The organism is Halomonas profundus (assembly GCF_020865425.1).
Taxonomy (GTDB): Bacteria; Pseudomonadota; Gammaproteobacteria; order Pseudomonadales; family Halomonadaceae; genus Vreelandella; species Vreelandella titanicae.
The window spans coordinates 4,148,270-4,163,894 of sequence record NZ_CP086344.1 but is presented as its reverse complement, the minus strand read 5'-3'; the positions used below and the strand labels follow the sequence as shown (position 1 = coordinate 4,163,894).

17 protein-coding genes are annotated in these 15,625 nt (G+C 53.5%); 15 read left to right on the top strand and 2 right to left on the bottom strand.

Annotated elements, in window-relative coordinates; genetic code table 11:
- Positions 1-3: 3 nt before the first annotated feature.
- The 12 genes from LMS44_RS19035 (at position 4) to LMS44_RS18980 (ending at position 10,593) form a co-directional block, all read left to right on the top strand.
- Positions 4-1,410, top strand: coding sequence for a sugar porter family MFS transporter (locus LMS44_RS19035; RefSeq protein ID WP_498946101.1), 1,407 nt, complete (start codon positions 4-6; stop codon positions 1,408-1,410).
- A 291-nt stretch (positions 1,411-1,701) separates the two neighbouring features.
- The gene (locus tag LMS44_RS19030; RefSeq protein WP_414727629.1) at positions 1,702-2,001 is read left to right on the top strand and encodes a hypothetical protein; all 300 of its coding nucleotides are present in this window, start codon (positions 1,702-1,704) and stop codon (positions 1,999-2,001) included.
- 187 nt (positions 2,002-2,188) lie between these two features.
- Positions 2,189-3,313 (top strand): heparan-alpha-glucosaminide N-acetyltransferase domain-containing protein, encoded by a 1,125-nt coding sequence (locus LMS44_RS19025; RefSeq protein WP_230803515.1) that lies wholly within the window; start codon positions 2,189-2,191, stop codon positions 3,311-3,313.
- Positions 3,314-3,342: 29 nt separating this feature from the next.
- Positions 3,343-4,488, top strand: coding sequence for a serine hydrolase (locus LMS44_RS19020; RefSeq protein WP_278369355.1), 1,146 nt, complete (start codon positions 3,343-3,345; stop codon positions 4,486-4,488).
- Positions 4,489-4,537: 49 nt separating this feature from the next.
- Complete coding sequence (locus tag LMS44_RS19015) at positions 4,538-4,816, top strand: peptidylprolyl isomerase (RefSeq protein WP_007112840.1); 279 nt, start codon at positions 4,538-4,540, stop codon at positions 4,814-4,816.
- An 83-nt stretch (positions 4,817-4,899) separates the two neighbouring features.
- Complete coding sequence (locus LMS44_RS19010) at positions 4,900-5,841, top strand: ABC transporter ATP-binding protein (RefSeq protein ID WP_278369354.1); 942 nt, start codon at positions 4,900-4,902, stop codon at positions 5,839-5,841.
- Complete coding sequence (locus tag LMS44_RS19005) at positions 5,838-6,599, top strand: ABC transporter permease (protein WP_009287521.1); 762 nt, start codon at positions 5,838-5,840, stop codon at positions 6,597-6,599. Before LMS44_RS19010 ends, LMS44_RS19005 begins: the two co-directional genes overlap by 4 nt.
- Positions 6,600-6,634: 35 nt before the next feature.
- Entirely contained in the window at positions 6,635-7,648 is a 1,014-nt protein-coding gene (locus LMS44_RS19000; RefSeq protein ID WP_009287522.1) for a nucleoid-associated protein, read from the top strand.
- 117 nt (positions 7,649-7,765) lie between these two features.
- Complete coding sequence (locus tag LMS44_RS18995; protein ID WP_498946096.1) at positions 7,766-8,728, top strand: RpnC/YadD family protein; 963 nt, start codon at positions 7,766-7,768, stop codon at positions 8,726-8,728.
- Positions 8,729-8,942: 214 nt separating this feature from the next.
- The gene (locus LMS44_RS18990; RefSeq protein ID WP_190374624.1) at positions 8,943-9,407 is read left to right on the top strand and encodes a tellurite resistance TerB family protein; all 465 of its coding nucleotides are present in this window, start codon (positions 8,943-8,945) and stop codon (positions 9,405-9,407) included.
- Positions 9,400-9,993, top strand: coding sequence for an exopolysaccharide biosynthesis protein (locus LMS44_RS18985; protein WP_009287523.1), 594 nt, complete (start codon positions 9,400-9,402; stop codon positions 9,991-9,993). Before LMS44_RS18990 ends, LMS44_RS18985 begins: the two co-directional genes overlap by 8 nt.
- A 42-nt stretch (positions 9,994-10,035) precedes the next feature.
- On the top strand, positions 10,036-10,593 hold the full coding sequence (locus LMS44_RS18980; RefSeq protein ID WP_138799405.1) for a YqhA family protein: 558 nt from the start codon (positions 10,036-10,038) through the stop codon (positions 10,591-10,593).
- Positions 10,594-10,615: 22 nt separating this feature from the next.
- Here LMS44_RS18980 and LMS44_RS18975 read toward each other — a convergent pair whose 3' ends face one another.
- Entirely contained in the window at positions 10,616-11,638 is a 1,023-nt protein-coding gene (locus tag LMS44_RS18975) for a serine hydrolase domain-containing protein (RefSeq protein ID WP_474191164.1), read from the bottom strand.
- A gap of 179 nt (positions 11,639-11,817) precedes the next feature.
- On the opposite strand from LMS44_RS18975, the gene LMS44_RS18970 reads away from it, so the two are divergent.
- Both LMS44_RS18970 and LMS44_RS18965 read left to right on the top strand, forming a co-directional pair.
- Complete coding sequence (locus LMS44_RS18970) at positions 11,818-12,138, top strand: helix-turn-helix domain-containing protein (RefSeq protein ID WP_278369351.1); 321 nt, start codon at positions 11,818-11,820, stop codon at positions 12,136-12,138.
- Positions 12,135-13,373 carry a type II toxin-antitoxin system HipA family toxin gene (locus LMS44_RS18965; protein ID WP_159177350.1) on the top strand — a complete coding sequence of 413 codons (1,239 nt, stop codon included), beginning with the start codon at positions 12,135-12,137 and terminating at the stop codon, positions 13,371-13,373. Before LMS44_RS18970 ends, LMS44_RS18965 begins: the two co-directional genes overlap by 4 nt.
- A gap of 375 nt (positions 13,374-13,748) precedes the next feature.
- On the opposite strand, the gene LMS44_RS18960 is transcribed toward LMS44_RS18965, so the two are convergent.
- Entirely contained in the window at positions 13,749-14,120 is a 372-nt protein-coding gene (locus LMS44_RS18960) for a hypothetical protein (protein ID WP_233974350.1), read from the bottom strand.
- Between the two features lie 172 nt (positions 14,121-14,292).
- Here LMS44_RS18960 and LMS44_RS18955 point away from each other — a divergent pair, with 172 nt between their 5' ends.
- Positions 14,293-15,618, top strand: a complete 1,326-nt coding sequence (locus tag LMS44_RS18955) for a UDP-glucose dehydrogenase family protein (protein ID WP_498946092.1) — start codon at positions 14,293-14,295, stop codon at positions 15,616-15,618.
- The last annotated feature ends 7 nt before the right edge of the window (positions 15,619-15,625 follow it).

Here is a 15,625-nt window from a genome sequence, read left to right as displayed (position 1 = left end):
ATAATGACAACACAAAGAACGTTAAGCCGCTCATCGTATATCTTGGTGATCTGTTGTATTGCCGCCATCGGCGGTTTCCTGTTTGGTTTCGACAGTGGCGTGATCAACGGTACCGTCGATGGCCTGCAGACCACTTTTAACTCCGATAGCGCCGGCACGGGGTTCAATGTCGCCTCCATGCTGCTGGGCTGCGCGATTGGGGCCTTCTTTGCCGGTCGTCTGGCGGATCGCTTTGGCCGCCGCACGCTGCTGATCGTGGCCGCGGTGTTCTTTCTAGTTAGTGCCTGGGGGTCAGGTATTGCCGGTAGCTCGATGGAGTTTGTGGTGTACCGCATTCTCGGTGGCCTTGCCGTCGGCGCCGCCAGCGTGATGACCCCGGCTTATATTAGTGAGGTCGCGCCATCGGCCTATCGTGGGCGTTTGGCTACAATCCAGCAGATAGCGATCATCTCTGGTTTGTTTTTTGCCTTTCTGAGCAACTATGTCTTGGCTTATGTCTCGGGTTCTGCAACCACCGAGCTATGGTTTGGTTTTGCAACCTGGCGCTGGATGTTCTGGATTGAGCTGATACCGGCTGCCGTTTTCCTGGTGGCATTGCTGTTTATTCCTGAAAGCCCGCGCTACCTGATCAGCACCGGTAAGCAGGGCGAAGCCCGCCGTGTGCTTGGGTTAGTAATGCCTGAGCGTGATGTCAGCAGCAAAATTGATGAAATTAATACCACTCTGGATCAAGATCACAAGCCACGGTTGAAAGATGTGATCAACCGTTCCACGGGCAAGATACATGGCATCGTCTGGGTGGGTATTGGCTTGGCGGTTTTCCAGCAGTTGGTGGGCATTAACGTCGTTTTCTACTATGGCGCAGTGCTATGGCAGTCAGTGGGTTTCTCCGAAGGCGATGCGCTGCTGATCAACGTGATTTCGGGCGCTGTGAGTATTGGCGCTTGCCTACTGGCGATTGCGCTGATCGACAAAATTGGCCGCAAACCGCTGCTTTGGGGTGGTTCGGTTGGCATGGCGGGGACACTGGCGTGCCTCTCCTATGCGTTTTCTACAGCGACGATGGTGGATGGCAGCCTACAGTTATCGAGTGATATGGGCGTATTTGCGCTGCTGTGCGCCAACCTTTATGTGCTGTTTTTTAACGCCTCGTGGGGGCCGGTGATGTGGGTCATGCTGGGTGAAATGTTCCCCAATCAAATGCGCGGCTCGGGGCTGGCGATTGCCGGTCTTTTCCAATGGCTAGCCAACTTCGGTATCACCATGACCTTCCCTATCATGCTGGCGTCTATCGGGCTGTTTGGCGCTTATGGGTTTTATGCGATCAGTGCCGTTGCCTCTGTCTTCTTTGTTATCTACTTCGTCAAAGAGACGCGCGGGAAAGAGCTCGAAGAAATGGCTTACGAGTAAGTCACTTTCACTTTGTTGCCCCGATTGCATGATTAACCGGGGATCATGTGTCTATTTTAAACAGTATAAGGCTAGTTTTTATTAATAAAATCAAAGGGTTGGTGTGTGTTTAAAACATATAAGCAATTGTTTAACAATGCTTTTTGTTAACGATTGGCACAGGCTGGCACGGGCACTGCAATGCAGTAGGTAAGAGTGGAACAGGTAGGACGACCTGACGCTCTTACCCATTAAACCCAGTGCGATGCTCGCACCGATGTTTAAGTAGCAACGTTTGATAGGAGCAGTATCATGATGAAGACGGAATCTCTCAAGAAACTTGGCATCCTAGGTGTATCATTTGGCCTGATGGCCAGCCCACTTGCGTTTGCTCAAGTGGACAGCAGTGACGAGTACGAAGAACCGACCCCGCAAGAAGAAACGACGCAGGATGATCAAGGTACCTACAACAGCTACGACACTGAGCAAGATAAAGGTTCGGATGTAGGCACTGAGTATGAAGAGGAAGAGCAAGAATTCACTTACGAAGAAGAGGAAGAGGAGCAAGAAGTACCCGCCACCGATGAAGAGGAGGATGATTCCGGCTGGTAATTGCAATCTTTAAGGAATAACTTTTCTCGGGCTCAAGGATGAGTCGACGGATGCCCCGCCAACTGCGGGGCATCTTTGTATGTGGCCGTTAACAGTATCAACCAAAGCGCACGATATAATTTCGCGCTAAGGTGTTAAGCATCGGCGCGCTTAACAATTTGAGAACGCTACCCACAAGGATGTCTCGATGCCCCTGAACTGGTCGCCCTTAAAATGGACAGACAAGCCCCAACTGCCCAAGGCCGAGGGCCGCATAGCGGCGATTGACCTAGCCCGTGGTATAGCCATCGGCTTGATGATTATTAGCCATTCAGTCAGTGGGTTAGTCGGCATTCGCAATGTACCCGATTGGGGGATGGTGCCGGTTCATTTTCTGACTAAATTCTCCTCTTCGCTGTTTATTGTGGTGTTTGGCATTGCCCTGGCGGTGGCGTTTCTTTCCCACACTCAAAGCGATGACTGGCCTAAGCGCCGGTTAAAGCTATGGCTGCGCGCTGTAGAAGTGTGGTTCTGGTACAAAGCGCTCCTTGTCATTGAGATGTTGCCGTTCTACTCGCCCAGCGAGATCGTCGATGCGTTGCTCTATGGCCGATTTGCCATTTGGGTCGAAATCTTAGGCTTCTACGCCATAGCGCTGCTTTGGGTACCGTTGATTCTGCCGCTCTGGGCGCGGGCGCCGCTCTGGAGTCGGCTTGCCACCATTGGCGCATTAACAGCACTGACTATTTGGCTGCAAAGCCTTACGTTTGGCGGCAACGATATTCTGAAGGCGCTGCTGGTAGATCATGAAGACCATTACACCTGGGGGCAGATCAGTCGCGCGCCGTTGATTTTGGTGGGCCTACTCATCGGCGAAGCGTTGCTGCGCTGCTACTTCGACTCCGCCAAACGGCGCCGCTTAGTACTCACTCTGTTGAGCCTGGGTACGATGATGGTGGCGGGGTTTTATGCGTTGGCGTTTATCAGTGGCGATGTGCATGCGGCGATGCTGGCGGTGGCCAATAATGTCGGCAAACACCCGCCAGGGCTTGAGTTTATGCTGTTTAGCTTGGGTGGTGCACTAGTGCTGTTAGCCCTCGCTTTAGCCGGTGGCGCCAAAGCCGCGAAGGCACTTTTGCCGCTGACGATGGTCGGTTCAGATGCCCTTAAAGCGTTTATTTTCCATATTGTGATGATCTTTTTAGTGCTGCGCTTTTTGTGGGAAGGCGAGGGAATGTACACCTATCCACAGGCGCTTGGCGTAGGCGGGCTGTTAATACTTGGCGCTGCGGGGTGGATTTGGTTGACCCGTTGGATGGCTAACCACCGCTAAAAGCGATTAATAACTGCTGGAGTTATGATTTGCGACACTGGATACAACGTGGGCTGGTGGCAGTAGCGCTGATTATAGCGCTCCCTGCTCATGCAGATGAGTACGATACAAGTTGGTACGATGCTCATTGGTACTATGAAGTCGATAAAAAGAGCGCCTGGCAGGGCGATTTAACCGCGCGCTTGAAGGCTATCGAAGACATCTTTGAGGGACGGCTGGGTGTTTATGTACAAAACCTCGCCAGTGGTGAAGCGTTTTCATGGCGCGCCGATGACTCTTGGTATTTAGCCTCGCTGATTAAAATACCGGTGGCAGCGCAGGTGCTTGCAGAGCGCCAGATGGGTACGCTGACGTTGGATGATCGGTTAACGCTTGCGCGTAGTGACTTTGTCGATGGCGCGGGCCCCACTAATTGGCACGACCCTGGCACGCCTATCTCTATCCGTTACTTGATGGAGCAGATGATTACCGTCAGCGATAACACCGCCACCGATATGCTGATTGACCGCGTGGGGCTGGCGGTAGTTAACGCACGCGCCCGTGCGATGATTGCCGCAAGCGGTGGTAACCCTGATGAGATAGGCCCTATCTCTAAACTGGTCGGCGTACGCCAAGGCGTTTACGGTGAACTCCACCCTGACGCTCGGGAGCTTGGCGGGATGGATTTTATCGCCCTGCGTCAGCACTCGGTGAGTCAGCGCGGGCAGGCGTTAGCCCGCGTGCTAGGCGTTAGTACGGCGTCCTTCACCCAGCCTGATTACGACCATGCGTTTGATGCTTACGAAGCCAGTGGTGAAAACGTGGGCACCCTAAGCGCCTTTGGCGACCTGCTCGCCAGCCTGCACTCTGTTCAACAAGGAAGTGCCATGGATGATTTAAATGACGAGCAGCGGCAAACGTTGTTGGCGCTTATGCAGCGAACCCGTTCCGGCAAACAGCGTCTTAAGGCGGGTATGGGAAGCGGTATAAGCTTCGCTCATAAAACCGGCACTCAGCAGCGGCGTAGCTGCGATGCCGGTATAGCCGAGCGCACTAACGCGGATACGGCAACACAAGGGCCCTGGGTGATTGTCACCTGTACTCGCGGGCCAGAGTCGGTAAGCGATCACGAACACGCCTTGGCCCGTGTGGGCGAAGCATTGCGTTATAGCGGAGCCCTGGGTAAGCCGTGGTAAACTACCGCCCCGAATGACCCCTCAGAACATCATTAGTTAGGAGTAACCTATGACACGCGCCAGCGCCCGCCACATTTTGGTCAGCAGTGAAGAGCAGTGCCTAGCACTGAAAGAAGAAATTCAAAATGGCCGCGACTTTGCTGAAGTCGCTAAAGAGCACTCCAGTTGCCCCTCTAGTCGTCAAGGTGGTGATCTCGGTAGTTTTGGCCCCGGCCAGATGGTACCCGAGTTCGATAAGGTTGTTTTCAACGACGAAGTAGGCCAAGTACACGGCCCAGTGAAAACCCAGTTTGGTTACCATCTACTGGAAATTACCGAACGCACTTAACTTTTCCTAACCAAACGCTCTTAATTGCGCCTAAAAGGCCGTCAAGCGTTGCGGTCATTCGACCGCAACGTGAGGAGTACGCCTTGAACGACCCGATTATTACTATTAACGGCCTGAACAAAACCTACGAGGGTGGCTTTCAGGCGTTAACCCATATCGATTTAACTATCCAGCGCGGCGAGATATTTGCCCTGCTTGGCCCCAATGGGGCAGGTAAAACCACGTTGATTAGCGTGGTCTGCGGCTTGGTTAACCCCACCGCTGGTCATGTGTTGGTAGACGGGTTCGATAATATTACCCACTACCGCCAAGCCCGCGAGCGCATTGGGCTAGTGCCCCAAGAGCTGACCAACGAAGCGTTTGAAACCGTCTGGAACACCGTCAGTTTCAGCCGTGGTCTGTTTGGCAAAGCGCCAAATCCTGCGCATATCGAAAAAGTGCTTAAATCGCTGGCACTTTGGGATAAGCGCAACAACCGCTTGATGACACTCTCGGGTGGCATGAAGCGCCGTGTGCTAATCGCCAAAGCACTTTCCCACGAGCCGCGCATACTGTTTTTGGATGAGCCCACTGCAGGGGTCGACGTTGAACTGCGCCGGGATATGTGGGAAGTGGTGCGCCAGCTACGCGATAACGGCGTGACGATTATTTTGACGACCCACTACATCGAAGAAGCCGAAGAGATGGCCGACCGCATCGGCGTTATCAATCGCGGTGAGCTGGTGCTGGTGGAAGAAAAAGCGGCGTTAATGAGCAAACTGGGCAGCAAACAGCTAACCCTGAACCTGCACAGCCCGCTGGCAGAGATACCTGCAAACCTGCAGCGCTTTGAGCTAAGCCTGGCCGCTGAAGGGCATGAGCTGATCTATACCTACGACGGTAGCCAGGAAGAGGATGGTCACGCGATTTCGGAGCTATTGACCGCACTTGAGCGAGAGGGTGTCACCTTTAAAGATCTGAATACTCGGCAAAGCTCGCTTGAAGATATTTTTGTCGACCTGGTTAACCCAAAGGAGCGTGCATGAACCTTCACCCTGTTCGCGCTATCTACATGGCGGAAATGGCCCGCACGCGCCGCACGTTGCTGCAAAGCATCGTCTCGCCGGTCATCTCCACGTCGCTCTATTTTGTGGTGTTTGGTGCCGCGATCGGCTCACGCATCAGCGAGGTCAACGGCGTTAGTTACGGCGCTTTTATTGTACCGGGTCTGATTATGTTGATGCTGTTGACCCAAAGCGTCTCAAACGCCTCTTTCGGCATCTTCTTTCCGAAATTTTCCGGCAGTATTTACGAGCTGCTGTCGGCGCCTATCTCGCATTTAGAGATTGTGATCGGCTACGTGGGGGCGGCGGCCTCGAAATCGATTCTGCTGGGGGCGATTATTTTGGCGACCTCGGGCTTGTTTGTACCGTTGGAAATCGCCCACCCGTTTTGGATGTTGTTCTTTCTGGTGCTGACGGCTGTCACCTTTAGCCTGCTGGGTTTTATCATCGGCATTTGGGCCGATGGCTTTGACCGCCTGCAGCTGGTGCCGCTGTTAGTGATCACCCCGCTGACCTTTTTGGGCGGCAGCTTCTACTCCATCGATATGCTGCCCCCGTTCTGGCAAACCATTACCCTGGCAAACCCCGTGGTGTATCTGGTGAGCGGCTTTCGCTGGAGCTTTTACGGTATCAGCGATGTAAGCCTTGCCGCGAGTGTGGGCATGATTGCCCTCTTTCTCGCGGCCTGCCTGGTCGCCATTGGCTGGATTTTCCGTACCGGTTACCGCCTCAAACCCTGACTCTTTTTTTAAACCCTGGAAGCTAGTAGACCTTTATGCCACTACTGCAAAGTATTGTGCACCGCCTCGATCCGACGCTTGACGGTGAGCGCCTAACCCTAACCGCTGCGCCTCAATCAGAGCAGGCAGCGCCCAGTGACGATTCGGTGATGGCGAGCCTAGTGGGTGCGCTCAATGACACCTACAACACCAAGCCCAAAGGCTGGGGGCGCTTTGTCGAAGAGGGCGAACAGGCAGGGCCGCTTGCCATGTGGCTGCGCGACTATTTTGCTGGCGATAAAAGCTTTGCTGAGCTTTCTGTTGCACTGGCTGAACGGCTCGCCAAGCAGCTTCAGGAGCAGTTGTCAGTAAGTGGTTACTTAGTGTTCAGCCACCAGCGCCAAGGTGATACTGAAACGCTGCTGATGGCATTGGTGCACCAGCGCGAAGGGATTGGCATTAATGATGACCACCACGCGGTGCCTGCTGCCCAGCTCAACACCAGCCAGCTTACCCTGGCGGCGCGTATCAATCTTACCCAATGGCAGAGCGAGGCACCGAATGCCCAGTATGTCTCGTTCCTCAAAGATCGCGGCGGTAAAAAACTCGCTGAGGGTTTGGTCGCATTGCTGGGTATGGAAGAGGGCGTCGATGCTCCGGCCGAAACCCGCACGCTGCTAAAAGCGTTTAGCGACTACGTCGAGAAAGAGGATTACGACGACGAGGTGAGCCGAGAAAAAACCGACACGCTGGTGGATTACGCCAATGAACAGCTTCGCCGTGGCGAGCCAATGACCTTGGAAGAGCTTTCTGGGCTGGTGGACGAACAGCAGCCGAAAGCCTTTTACGACCATATTCGCAACGCCGATTACGGGCTCTCGCCGGAGATCCCTCCCGATAAGCGCACCTTGAGCCAGTTCCGCCGCTTTACCGGCCGAGCGGGTGGCGTTTCGATTAGCTTTGATTCGCACCTGTTGGGCTCAAGTATCGAGTACGACGCCACTCAGGATCGCCTGATTATCAAGCAAGTGCCCAAGCAGTTAAGAGAGCAGCTTACCAAGAAGGATTGAGGTAAGGGCATCTAGTCAGTAGAGCTCTTTTTTTGTTGATGTGCAGATAGCATGAAGGGGTATCGCGCTAGCTAGGCGCCACTGTGCTAGCATTTGAGTAGTGGAATAGGAGTTTGCATGAGCGAAGCGGATACCTCCCAGCCTGCTGACCACGACAGTCCTTGGAAAATGGCGCTTGATGGGTACTGCCAAGAATTTTTGGATCTGTTGTTCCCAGCCATTCATGAACAAGTGGATTGGTCGAAAGGCTTTAGCTTTCTCGATAAGGAGTTACAGCAGATCACAGCGGATGCCAACAGTGGCAGGCGTTACGCCGACAAGTTGATCAAGGTCTATGCACAGGACGGCAGCGAGACGTGGGTTCTGATCCACGTTGAGGTGCAGGGGGAGCCGGAGGAGGCTTTTGCTGAGCGAATGTACACCTATCAGTATCGGCTACGTGACCGCTACGGGGTGGATGTGGTGAGCTTGGCGGTGCTGGCGGATATCCGCGATAGCTTCCGGCCCGCCACTTTCCGCTATCAGCGGTGGGGATGCGAGCTGACCTTTACCTTCCCCACGGCTAAACTGATGGATTGGGAAGCAAACTGGACTAAGCTAGAAGCAAGCGATAACGTCTTTGCGCTGGTGGTCATGGCCCAGATCTACGCTAAGCGATTGAAGGACGGTGCAACGCGTAAGGATGTCAAGATTGCTCTCATTCGGCTGCTGTATGAACGAGGCTACAGCCGTGAACAGATTGTGCGGTTGTTCAATATCATCGACTGGATGCTCCAACTGCCGAGAGCTCTGGAGTCTGAGTTTGTCCAGGCGGTTTACGCCATACAGGAGGAAAAACACATGCCTTATGTCAACACTGTTGAGCGCTTTGAGCGAGAGAAAGAGCGTCAGGAAGGGCGTCAGGAAGGACGTCATGAAGGAGTGGAAGGTACGTTGCGTAAGCAAATTGCCTTGAAGTTTGGTGAGATGCCCGATTGGGCAGATCGGTGCCTGAGACTGGCTTCAGACGCACAGCTAGACGAGTGGGTGGTACAGATCCTGACGGCAGATAGCTTGGAAACCTTGCTCGGTAAGCGCTAACCTGCTGATCATCCAACACGCCACGCACAAAAGAGGGCAGCCCCAGAGGCTGCCCTATGTGTTTTCATCTAGTGATGGCTCTTTGCTCTGGGATCCTCTGTGGGAATGTCCTAAGCGCTTCTGTACCTCGTACGGAGTAGCGACAAAGTACTTATGAATGCACTTCATGGATTAAGCGCGGTCAGAAGTCGATGATTATCAATGGAGAGTACGAATGCTGAACGCCATTAGTGATTTCTTCCAGCGCTCGCTGGCGCAACCCGAGCAGCGCGAAAATCAAACGCTTACCCTGGAACTGGCCACCGCAGCACTGCTGTGTGAAATCGTCCGCGCCGATTACGACACCACCAATGAAGAGCTTGCCGCGCTGCGCCTTATGCTTACCGAGCGCTACCGGCTAAGCGCAAGCGATGTGGAAGAGCTGATGGCGTTGGCACAAGCAGAAGTGGATGAGGCCGTCGATCATTACCAGTTTGTTAGCCTGATCAAAGAGCACTATAACTACGACCAGCGCTGTGAGCTGGTCGCGCAAATGTGGCAGCTGGCCTGGGCCGATGGCAGCGTTGACCCGCTTGAAGAGCACCGTATTCGTCGCTTGGCGGATTTACTGTATGTTAGCCATAGCGATTTTATCCGTACCAAACTGCACGTAGAGGAGCGCAATAAACCCGATGCATAACCGCAACGAAGACTCGAATTTAATGGATCTAATCAGCTCGATTGAGCGTATGGAGCAGGATGCTTCGCGGGTCAGCGTTGACGATGTTGTTCACGCCGTTGGGCGGCGCTCGTTTGGGCCGCTGCTGCTGGTTGCCGGGCTGATTACGCTCACCCCGATCATTGGCGATATACCCGGCATGCCGACCTTAATGGCCGCATTGGTATTGCTGGTTTCCGTACAGTTACTAGCGGGAAGTGAGGCGTTTTGGCTGCCCCGTTGGTTGCTAAAACGCTCTCTCTCCCGTCAAAAGTTTGATAAAGGCATTCAGCTGATGAAAAAGCCTGCCCGCTGGATAGATGGACTATTGCGGGTGCGATTACCTTGGCTGACGGGCTACATCGGTATCCGGGTAACTGCCTTGATGTGCTTATTGATTGCCTTGGCCATGCCGCCGATGGAGTTTATTCCCTTTTCGGCCAACGGAGCGGGGCTTGCGCTTACCCTGCTGGGGTTAGGCTTGGTTGCCCGTGATGGTATCGTGCTACTGCTGGGGTTCGTGCTGTTCGTCGCCACCTGCGTATTGATCACGATGAGTCTGATATAGCAGCGTTATATAACAACTTTTATATAACAACAGGAGTATGCCATGACTGATCCGGTTTCAACGCCGCCTAAGCCCCCCGAGAGCCAGAGCCACTGGGAGCGACGCATTGAAACAGCGCTGTGGAATTCGCGCTTTTTGGTCATGCTGGCGGTCGTGCCCAGCTTATTGGGTTCATTGATGCTGTTTATCGTCGGTACCGTGGATATTTTCAAGGTAGTCGCCGACGTGATGGGTTACTACCTATTGGGTGGCACCCAGGACATTCACGACAGCCTGGTGCCCGATATCATCATTGCGGTGGACATCTATCTGATTGCCATCGTATTGCTGATTTTCGGCTTAGGTGTTTACCGACTGTTTGTCTCCCGTATTGACCAAGCCGAAGCGAGTAATCTGCGCCACCCGTTTAACGTCGCTTCATTAGACCAACTGAAAGATAAAATCGCCCGGGTGGTGATTCTAGCGGTGATCATTGAGTTTTTCCGCGCCGTGGTGGATATCCGTTTTGCCACGCCCCTGGAAGCCATCTACTTAGCGCTTTCAGTGCTGGCGCTGGCCGCCGCGCTCTACTTGATGAGCCTAGGCCATAAAGGCGAGTAAGCGCACCCGCGACCTGGCTGTGCTACTCGTCATTTTCAGCTAACAAACCTTCTACCAGCCTGTTTAACCGCTGCTGGAACTGCCCGCCCGGCGAGGGTGGGTTAGGGTCTGAGGTGATCACTACAGTCATCTCACGTTCTGGAATAACGTAAAGCGCCTGACCGCCATAGCCACGCCCGTAGTACACGTCTTCGCCTGCCAACTGCGTAATAAACCAACCATAGCCGTATCCGTCGCCAGTCCAGCGCGATGTACCGCGCGGCTGCCATGATTCTTCCACCCAACCCTCCGGCAGAATGCGCTGCTCGCCTCCTGCTTCATTCACTACGACGCCATCATTACGATACAGCTCGCCTACCTCAATGAGTGCTCGTGGCGAGAGCTGCATATCATTGCCGCCAAAGTAGATCCCTTGGGGGTCGCGTAGCCAGGGGCGAATGGTGATATTAAGCGGATCACCCAATAGGCGCTGGGCAAGGGAATGGGTCGTCTCGCCGCTGGCGTGGGTGAGTGCGGCGGAAAGTAGATGGCTGGTGCCGGTGGAATAGAGCATCTGCCCACCCGGCTCATCCACGAATGGGCGCGTCATCGCATCGTTCACCCAGTTGGCGCTGGCCACCCAGGCGCCATAGTTGCTGCCAGAAGTGCGCTCAAGCCCAGCCTGCTGGGCGAGCAGATGCGCCACGGTGATATCCCCAACTTGCGGATCAATACCGCGCGGTAGATGCTCGCCAAACAGCGCCACCATAGGTTGCTCAGCGGATTCAATGATGTCCGTTTCAATCGCTGCACCCGTAATGGCAGCCAGCACCGTTTTGGACAGCGATTTAATATTGGTAGGCGACGCCACCCCCGGCCCACCTTGGTGAAGCTCGTGGATAATCTCACCGTCATAGGCCACTACCACGCTGTGCACGCGGTTTAGCTGGCGGGTTTGCCGGTCTAGCGTCTGGAGTGTGTTTGCAGAAGGTTCATTAGCGGCTGCATAGGCGGTGGGTAACAACGAAGTAACAGCAAACGAAACAAGCAAAGCAGTAGCGCGCATCGCAACACCTTCGGTATAAGTGGCAACGGTTCGAGGTTTAGAAGTAGCAGAGGTTCCACAGCAGATAACCGCTAGAAGTAAGGACAGGTAGTACTTTCTGAGCCTGGAACTATGTGTCTGTGTCTTAAAAGATCACATGTGGTCTTTTATAGCCATTTTTAGTGTATAATGGATTATAAATGAGCCATTATTTAGAGGTTTCCATGGCCCTGACTCACTCTCTACTTGCCCCTGGTGAACTGTCCCAGCAGGTCGGTGCCAATGCACGAGAAGCGCGACTGGCGCAGAACCTTTCCCGTAAAACCTTGGCGCAGATGGCGGGTATTTCTGAGTCCACCATTAAACGATTCGAATCCAGTGGGCAAATAACTCTCGATGGCCTAGTGCTCATTGCCACAGCGCTGGGTGCCACACGCGAAATTGCCGAGCTCTTCAAGCATGAGCACCCTATCTCACTTGAAGAGATCAAGCAGGTAGGGCGTGTCCGGGGGCGAAAATGAAGCGTATCAACACCGTAGAGGTGCTGTTAGCGGGTAATCCTGTGGGGGAACTGGTCGCTAGCCGGCAGGGCATCTACTTTGCCTACCACCCCCATTGGGTGGCGGAAGGCTTCAATTTGTCGCCTCTGAACATGGATTTTACTACCCAACCACAGAAGGCGCCGGATCCACTCCTTTTTGCTGGTCTACCAGGAGCATTTGCTGACTCGCTGCCTGATGGCTGGGGAATGCTGCTCATGGATCGCTATTTCCTTGCCGAGCATGGAAAAGACCGGAGAGATATTTCTCCTCTTGATCGGCTGGCTTATATGGCCGACAGGGGAATGGGGGCATTGGAGTATCGTCCCGTTATTGAGCGTACCGCTGACGAAGATAATATTGACCTAGCCCAACTCTATCAGGCAGCAAACGCTGTTTACGAAGGTGAAACCGTGGCCACTCTTGATGCTCTGCGCCTAGCCGGAGGTTCCCCGGCAGGTGCCCGACCCAAGGTGATCGTTGCATTATCTTCTGATGGTAAGCAGTGCAGTACATCTTTTCAGGAACTTCCTGCGGGTTATCAACATTGGCTAGTGAAATTCCGTGCGCCAACCGAGCATCGCGACACCGGCGCCATCGAATACGCCTACTCGATGTTGGCAGAGCGTGCTGGGGTGAAAATGGCCGCGAGCAAGCTGATTGAGATCAACTCCTCAGCGGAAACCGAGCGATTCTTTTCTACTCAGCGTTTTGATCGTAACGGTAATCGCAAAATCCATATGATGACCGCTAGCGCCATTCTTTATGCCGATTACAGCGCCCCATCGCTGGACTATTCAGATCTACTCAAAGCAACCAACGCTTTCACCCGCCACGCAGAAGACGTTGAACGCATGGCGAGGTTGATGGTGTTCAACGCCCTTACCCACAATCACGATGACCACGCTAAGAACTTCGCTTTTTTGTATGACCAAGGTCGATGGACACTAGCGCCAGCTTATGACCTGACTTATGCCCCTGTCCGGGGCTACGCAGATGAGCATACAACATCTTTCAGTGGGGCAGGCCTGGCTACCCGTAAAAAGCTCAATCAGGTTTGTGCTTCCTTCAGCTACTTAAACCCGGATCTCTATATTGAGCAAACCCTTGATGCTCTTTCCGAATGGTCGTCCCTTTGCCGTGAATTAGAAATCGATGCCAAGCAGCAGAAAATGATTCAGCGAGCATTCGACGAGAACCGCCAGCGTCTCGGATAACGCTATCAATGCGGCCACGCTAATACAGCCACTTTCTAAGAGGGAAATGCAGCGACATTACGCAAAAGCAGAAAAAGCCTGCTAGGCTGGAGGTGTTGGCTAATGGGTAAGCAAGCCTTTGATTTCCCTAAAACGCAATAAGCAAGGAGTGCCCTATGCGTAATATTATCTACATTATTGGCCTTATCGTGGTTGTGCTGTTCATTCTGTCAATGCTCGGCCTGCGCTAAGCTACATAGAACTAGGTCTTATAGGGTCAGGCTTTAAAAACGAGCCTGAAGAACATAAGACCAAGCAAAAAACGCCCAAAGCTTTCGCTTATGGGCGTTTTTTTTGATCAGCTGTTTAGGGCAGCAATGCTTGGTGGCAGAGGGATTAGGCGCAGTCAGCGGCCCCTTGGCCAAACATATCAAACATCAATTCGCGGCCAAGGCAGGTTAATACAAAACGGCCATACTCATTAAAGGTTGCTGCCTCACTGTCTTCCATCACCTGTTGGCAGGTTGCCCAGGTGGGCGCGGCAGAACTAAGTGCCGACAACTCGCGGCGGGCTAAGCCGCGCTGGGGAAGGGTAATGGTTTCGAGCACATGACCATGATCGTAGAGCAGCTCAGCGGCAATCGATAAGCACTGGCGAAGGCTACGTTGAACGTTTGCGGTGGTCGATGTCCCATAAGACGATGGAGTAGAGCGTTCTTTCGTCAGTTCTGGAGGCGTAGGTTCTGAAGTCATAAGTCTCGGAGTCATAGCATGTTCTCCTGCGGTCAGCACCAAGTCGGGCTTGTTGCAGCGCATTATAAATCAAAGTCGATGTTAGACCAAGGTCTATAATTTAGAGAGGATCTCCCACTATTGAACTCATCAATGGTAGGTCAATGTGCTACGCTCGCTACCACGTACTTTAGCGAGTTAATAAGTCATGCATATCAGTGTATTCGGAACCGGTTATGTCGGCCTTGTTGCAGGTGCTTGTTTAGCCGATGTTGGTCATCAAGTCACCTGTATGGATGTTAACGCTGATCGGATTGATCAGCTTAATGGCGGAGAGGTGCCGATCTTCGAGCCAGGGCTAAGCACTATCGTTGCCCATAACGTGGCGGCTGGCCGTTTACGCTTTACTACCGACGCTGCCCAGGCGGTAGCCGATGGCGAACTGCTGTTTATCGCTGTGGGAACGCCGCCCGATGAAGATGGCAGTGCCGACTTGCGCTATGTGCTAGAGGTGGCGCGCACGATCGGCCAGCATATGGATAGCTATAAGCTGGTGATTGATAAATCTACCGTGCCGGTGGGCACCGCGGAAAAAGTCCACGCCGTTATCAGCGATGTGCTCGAACAGCGCGGTGCATCACTCGAATTCGATGTGTGTTCGAACCCTGAGTTTATGAAGGAGGGGGCGGCGATTGAAGACTTTACCCGTGGCGCGCGGATTATCGTTGGCACGGAAAGCGAGCGAGTAAAAGCGCATATGCAAGAGTGCTATGCCCCCTATAACCGCAACCACGAAAAGCTGATGTTTATGAGCGTGCGGGCCGCAGAGCTGACCAAATACGCCGCCAATGCCATGCTCGCCACCAAAATCAGCTTTATGAACGAGATCGCCAATCTTGCCGAACGACTCGAAGTGGACGTTGAAGACGTGCGCCGAGGGATTGGCAGCGACCCACGCATTGGCTACCACTTTATATACCCTGGCTGCGGCTACGGCGGCTCCTGCTTCCCCAAAGATGTCCAGGCGTTAGAGCGCACCGCGCGTCAATTAGGCTATACACCGGAACTGCTCAGCGCCGTCGAGTCAGTGAATTTACGCCAAAAGCAAACCCTGTTCACAAAACTGCAAGATAGTTTAGGCAATCTAAGCGGTAAGACCATTGCAGTATGGGGCTTGGCCTTTAAACCCAACACGGATGATATGCGTGAAGCCCCAAGCCGCACGTTAATGGAAGCACTCTGGCAAGCGGGCGCTAAGGTGCAGGCGTTTGATCCCGAAGCCATTGCGGAATGCCGCCGCATTTACGGGGATCGGGATGACCTGATGCTAGCAGGCGACCGAATTCAGGCAGTGAAAGGTGCCGATGCTTTGGTTATCTGCACCGAGTGGAAAGAGTTTCGCAGTGTCGATTTTGATTGGCTAGCCGACCAGTTGGCTGGAAAAGTCGTCATTGATGGGCGTAATTTGTATACGCCAAGTGCTGCTGAAGAGGCAGGGTTGCGTTACATTGGGGTTGGGCGGAAGAACAGCTAAAAGGGGA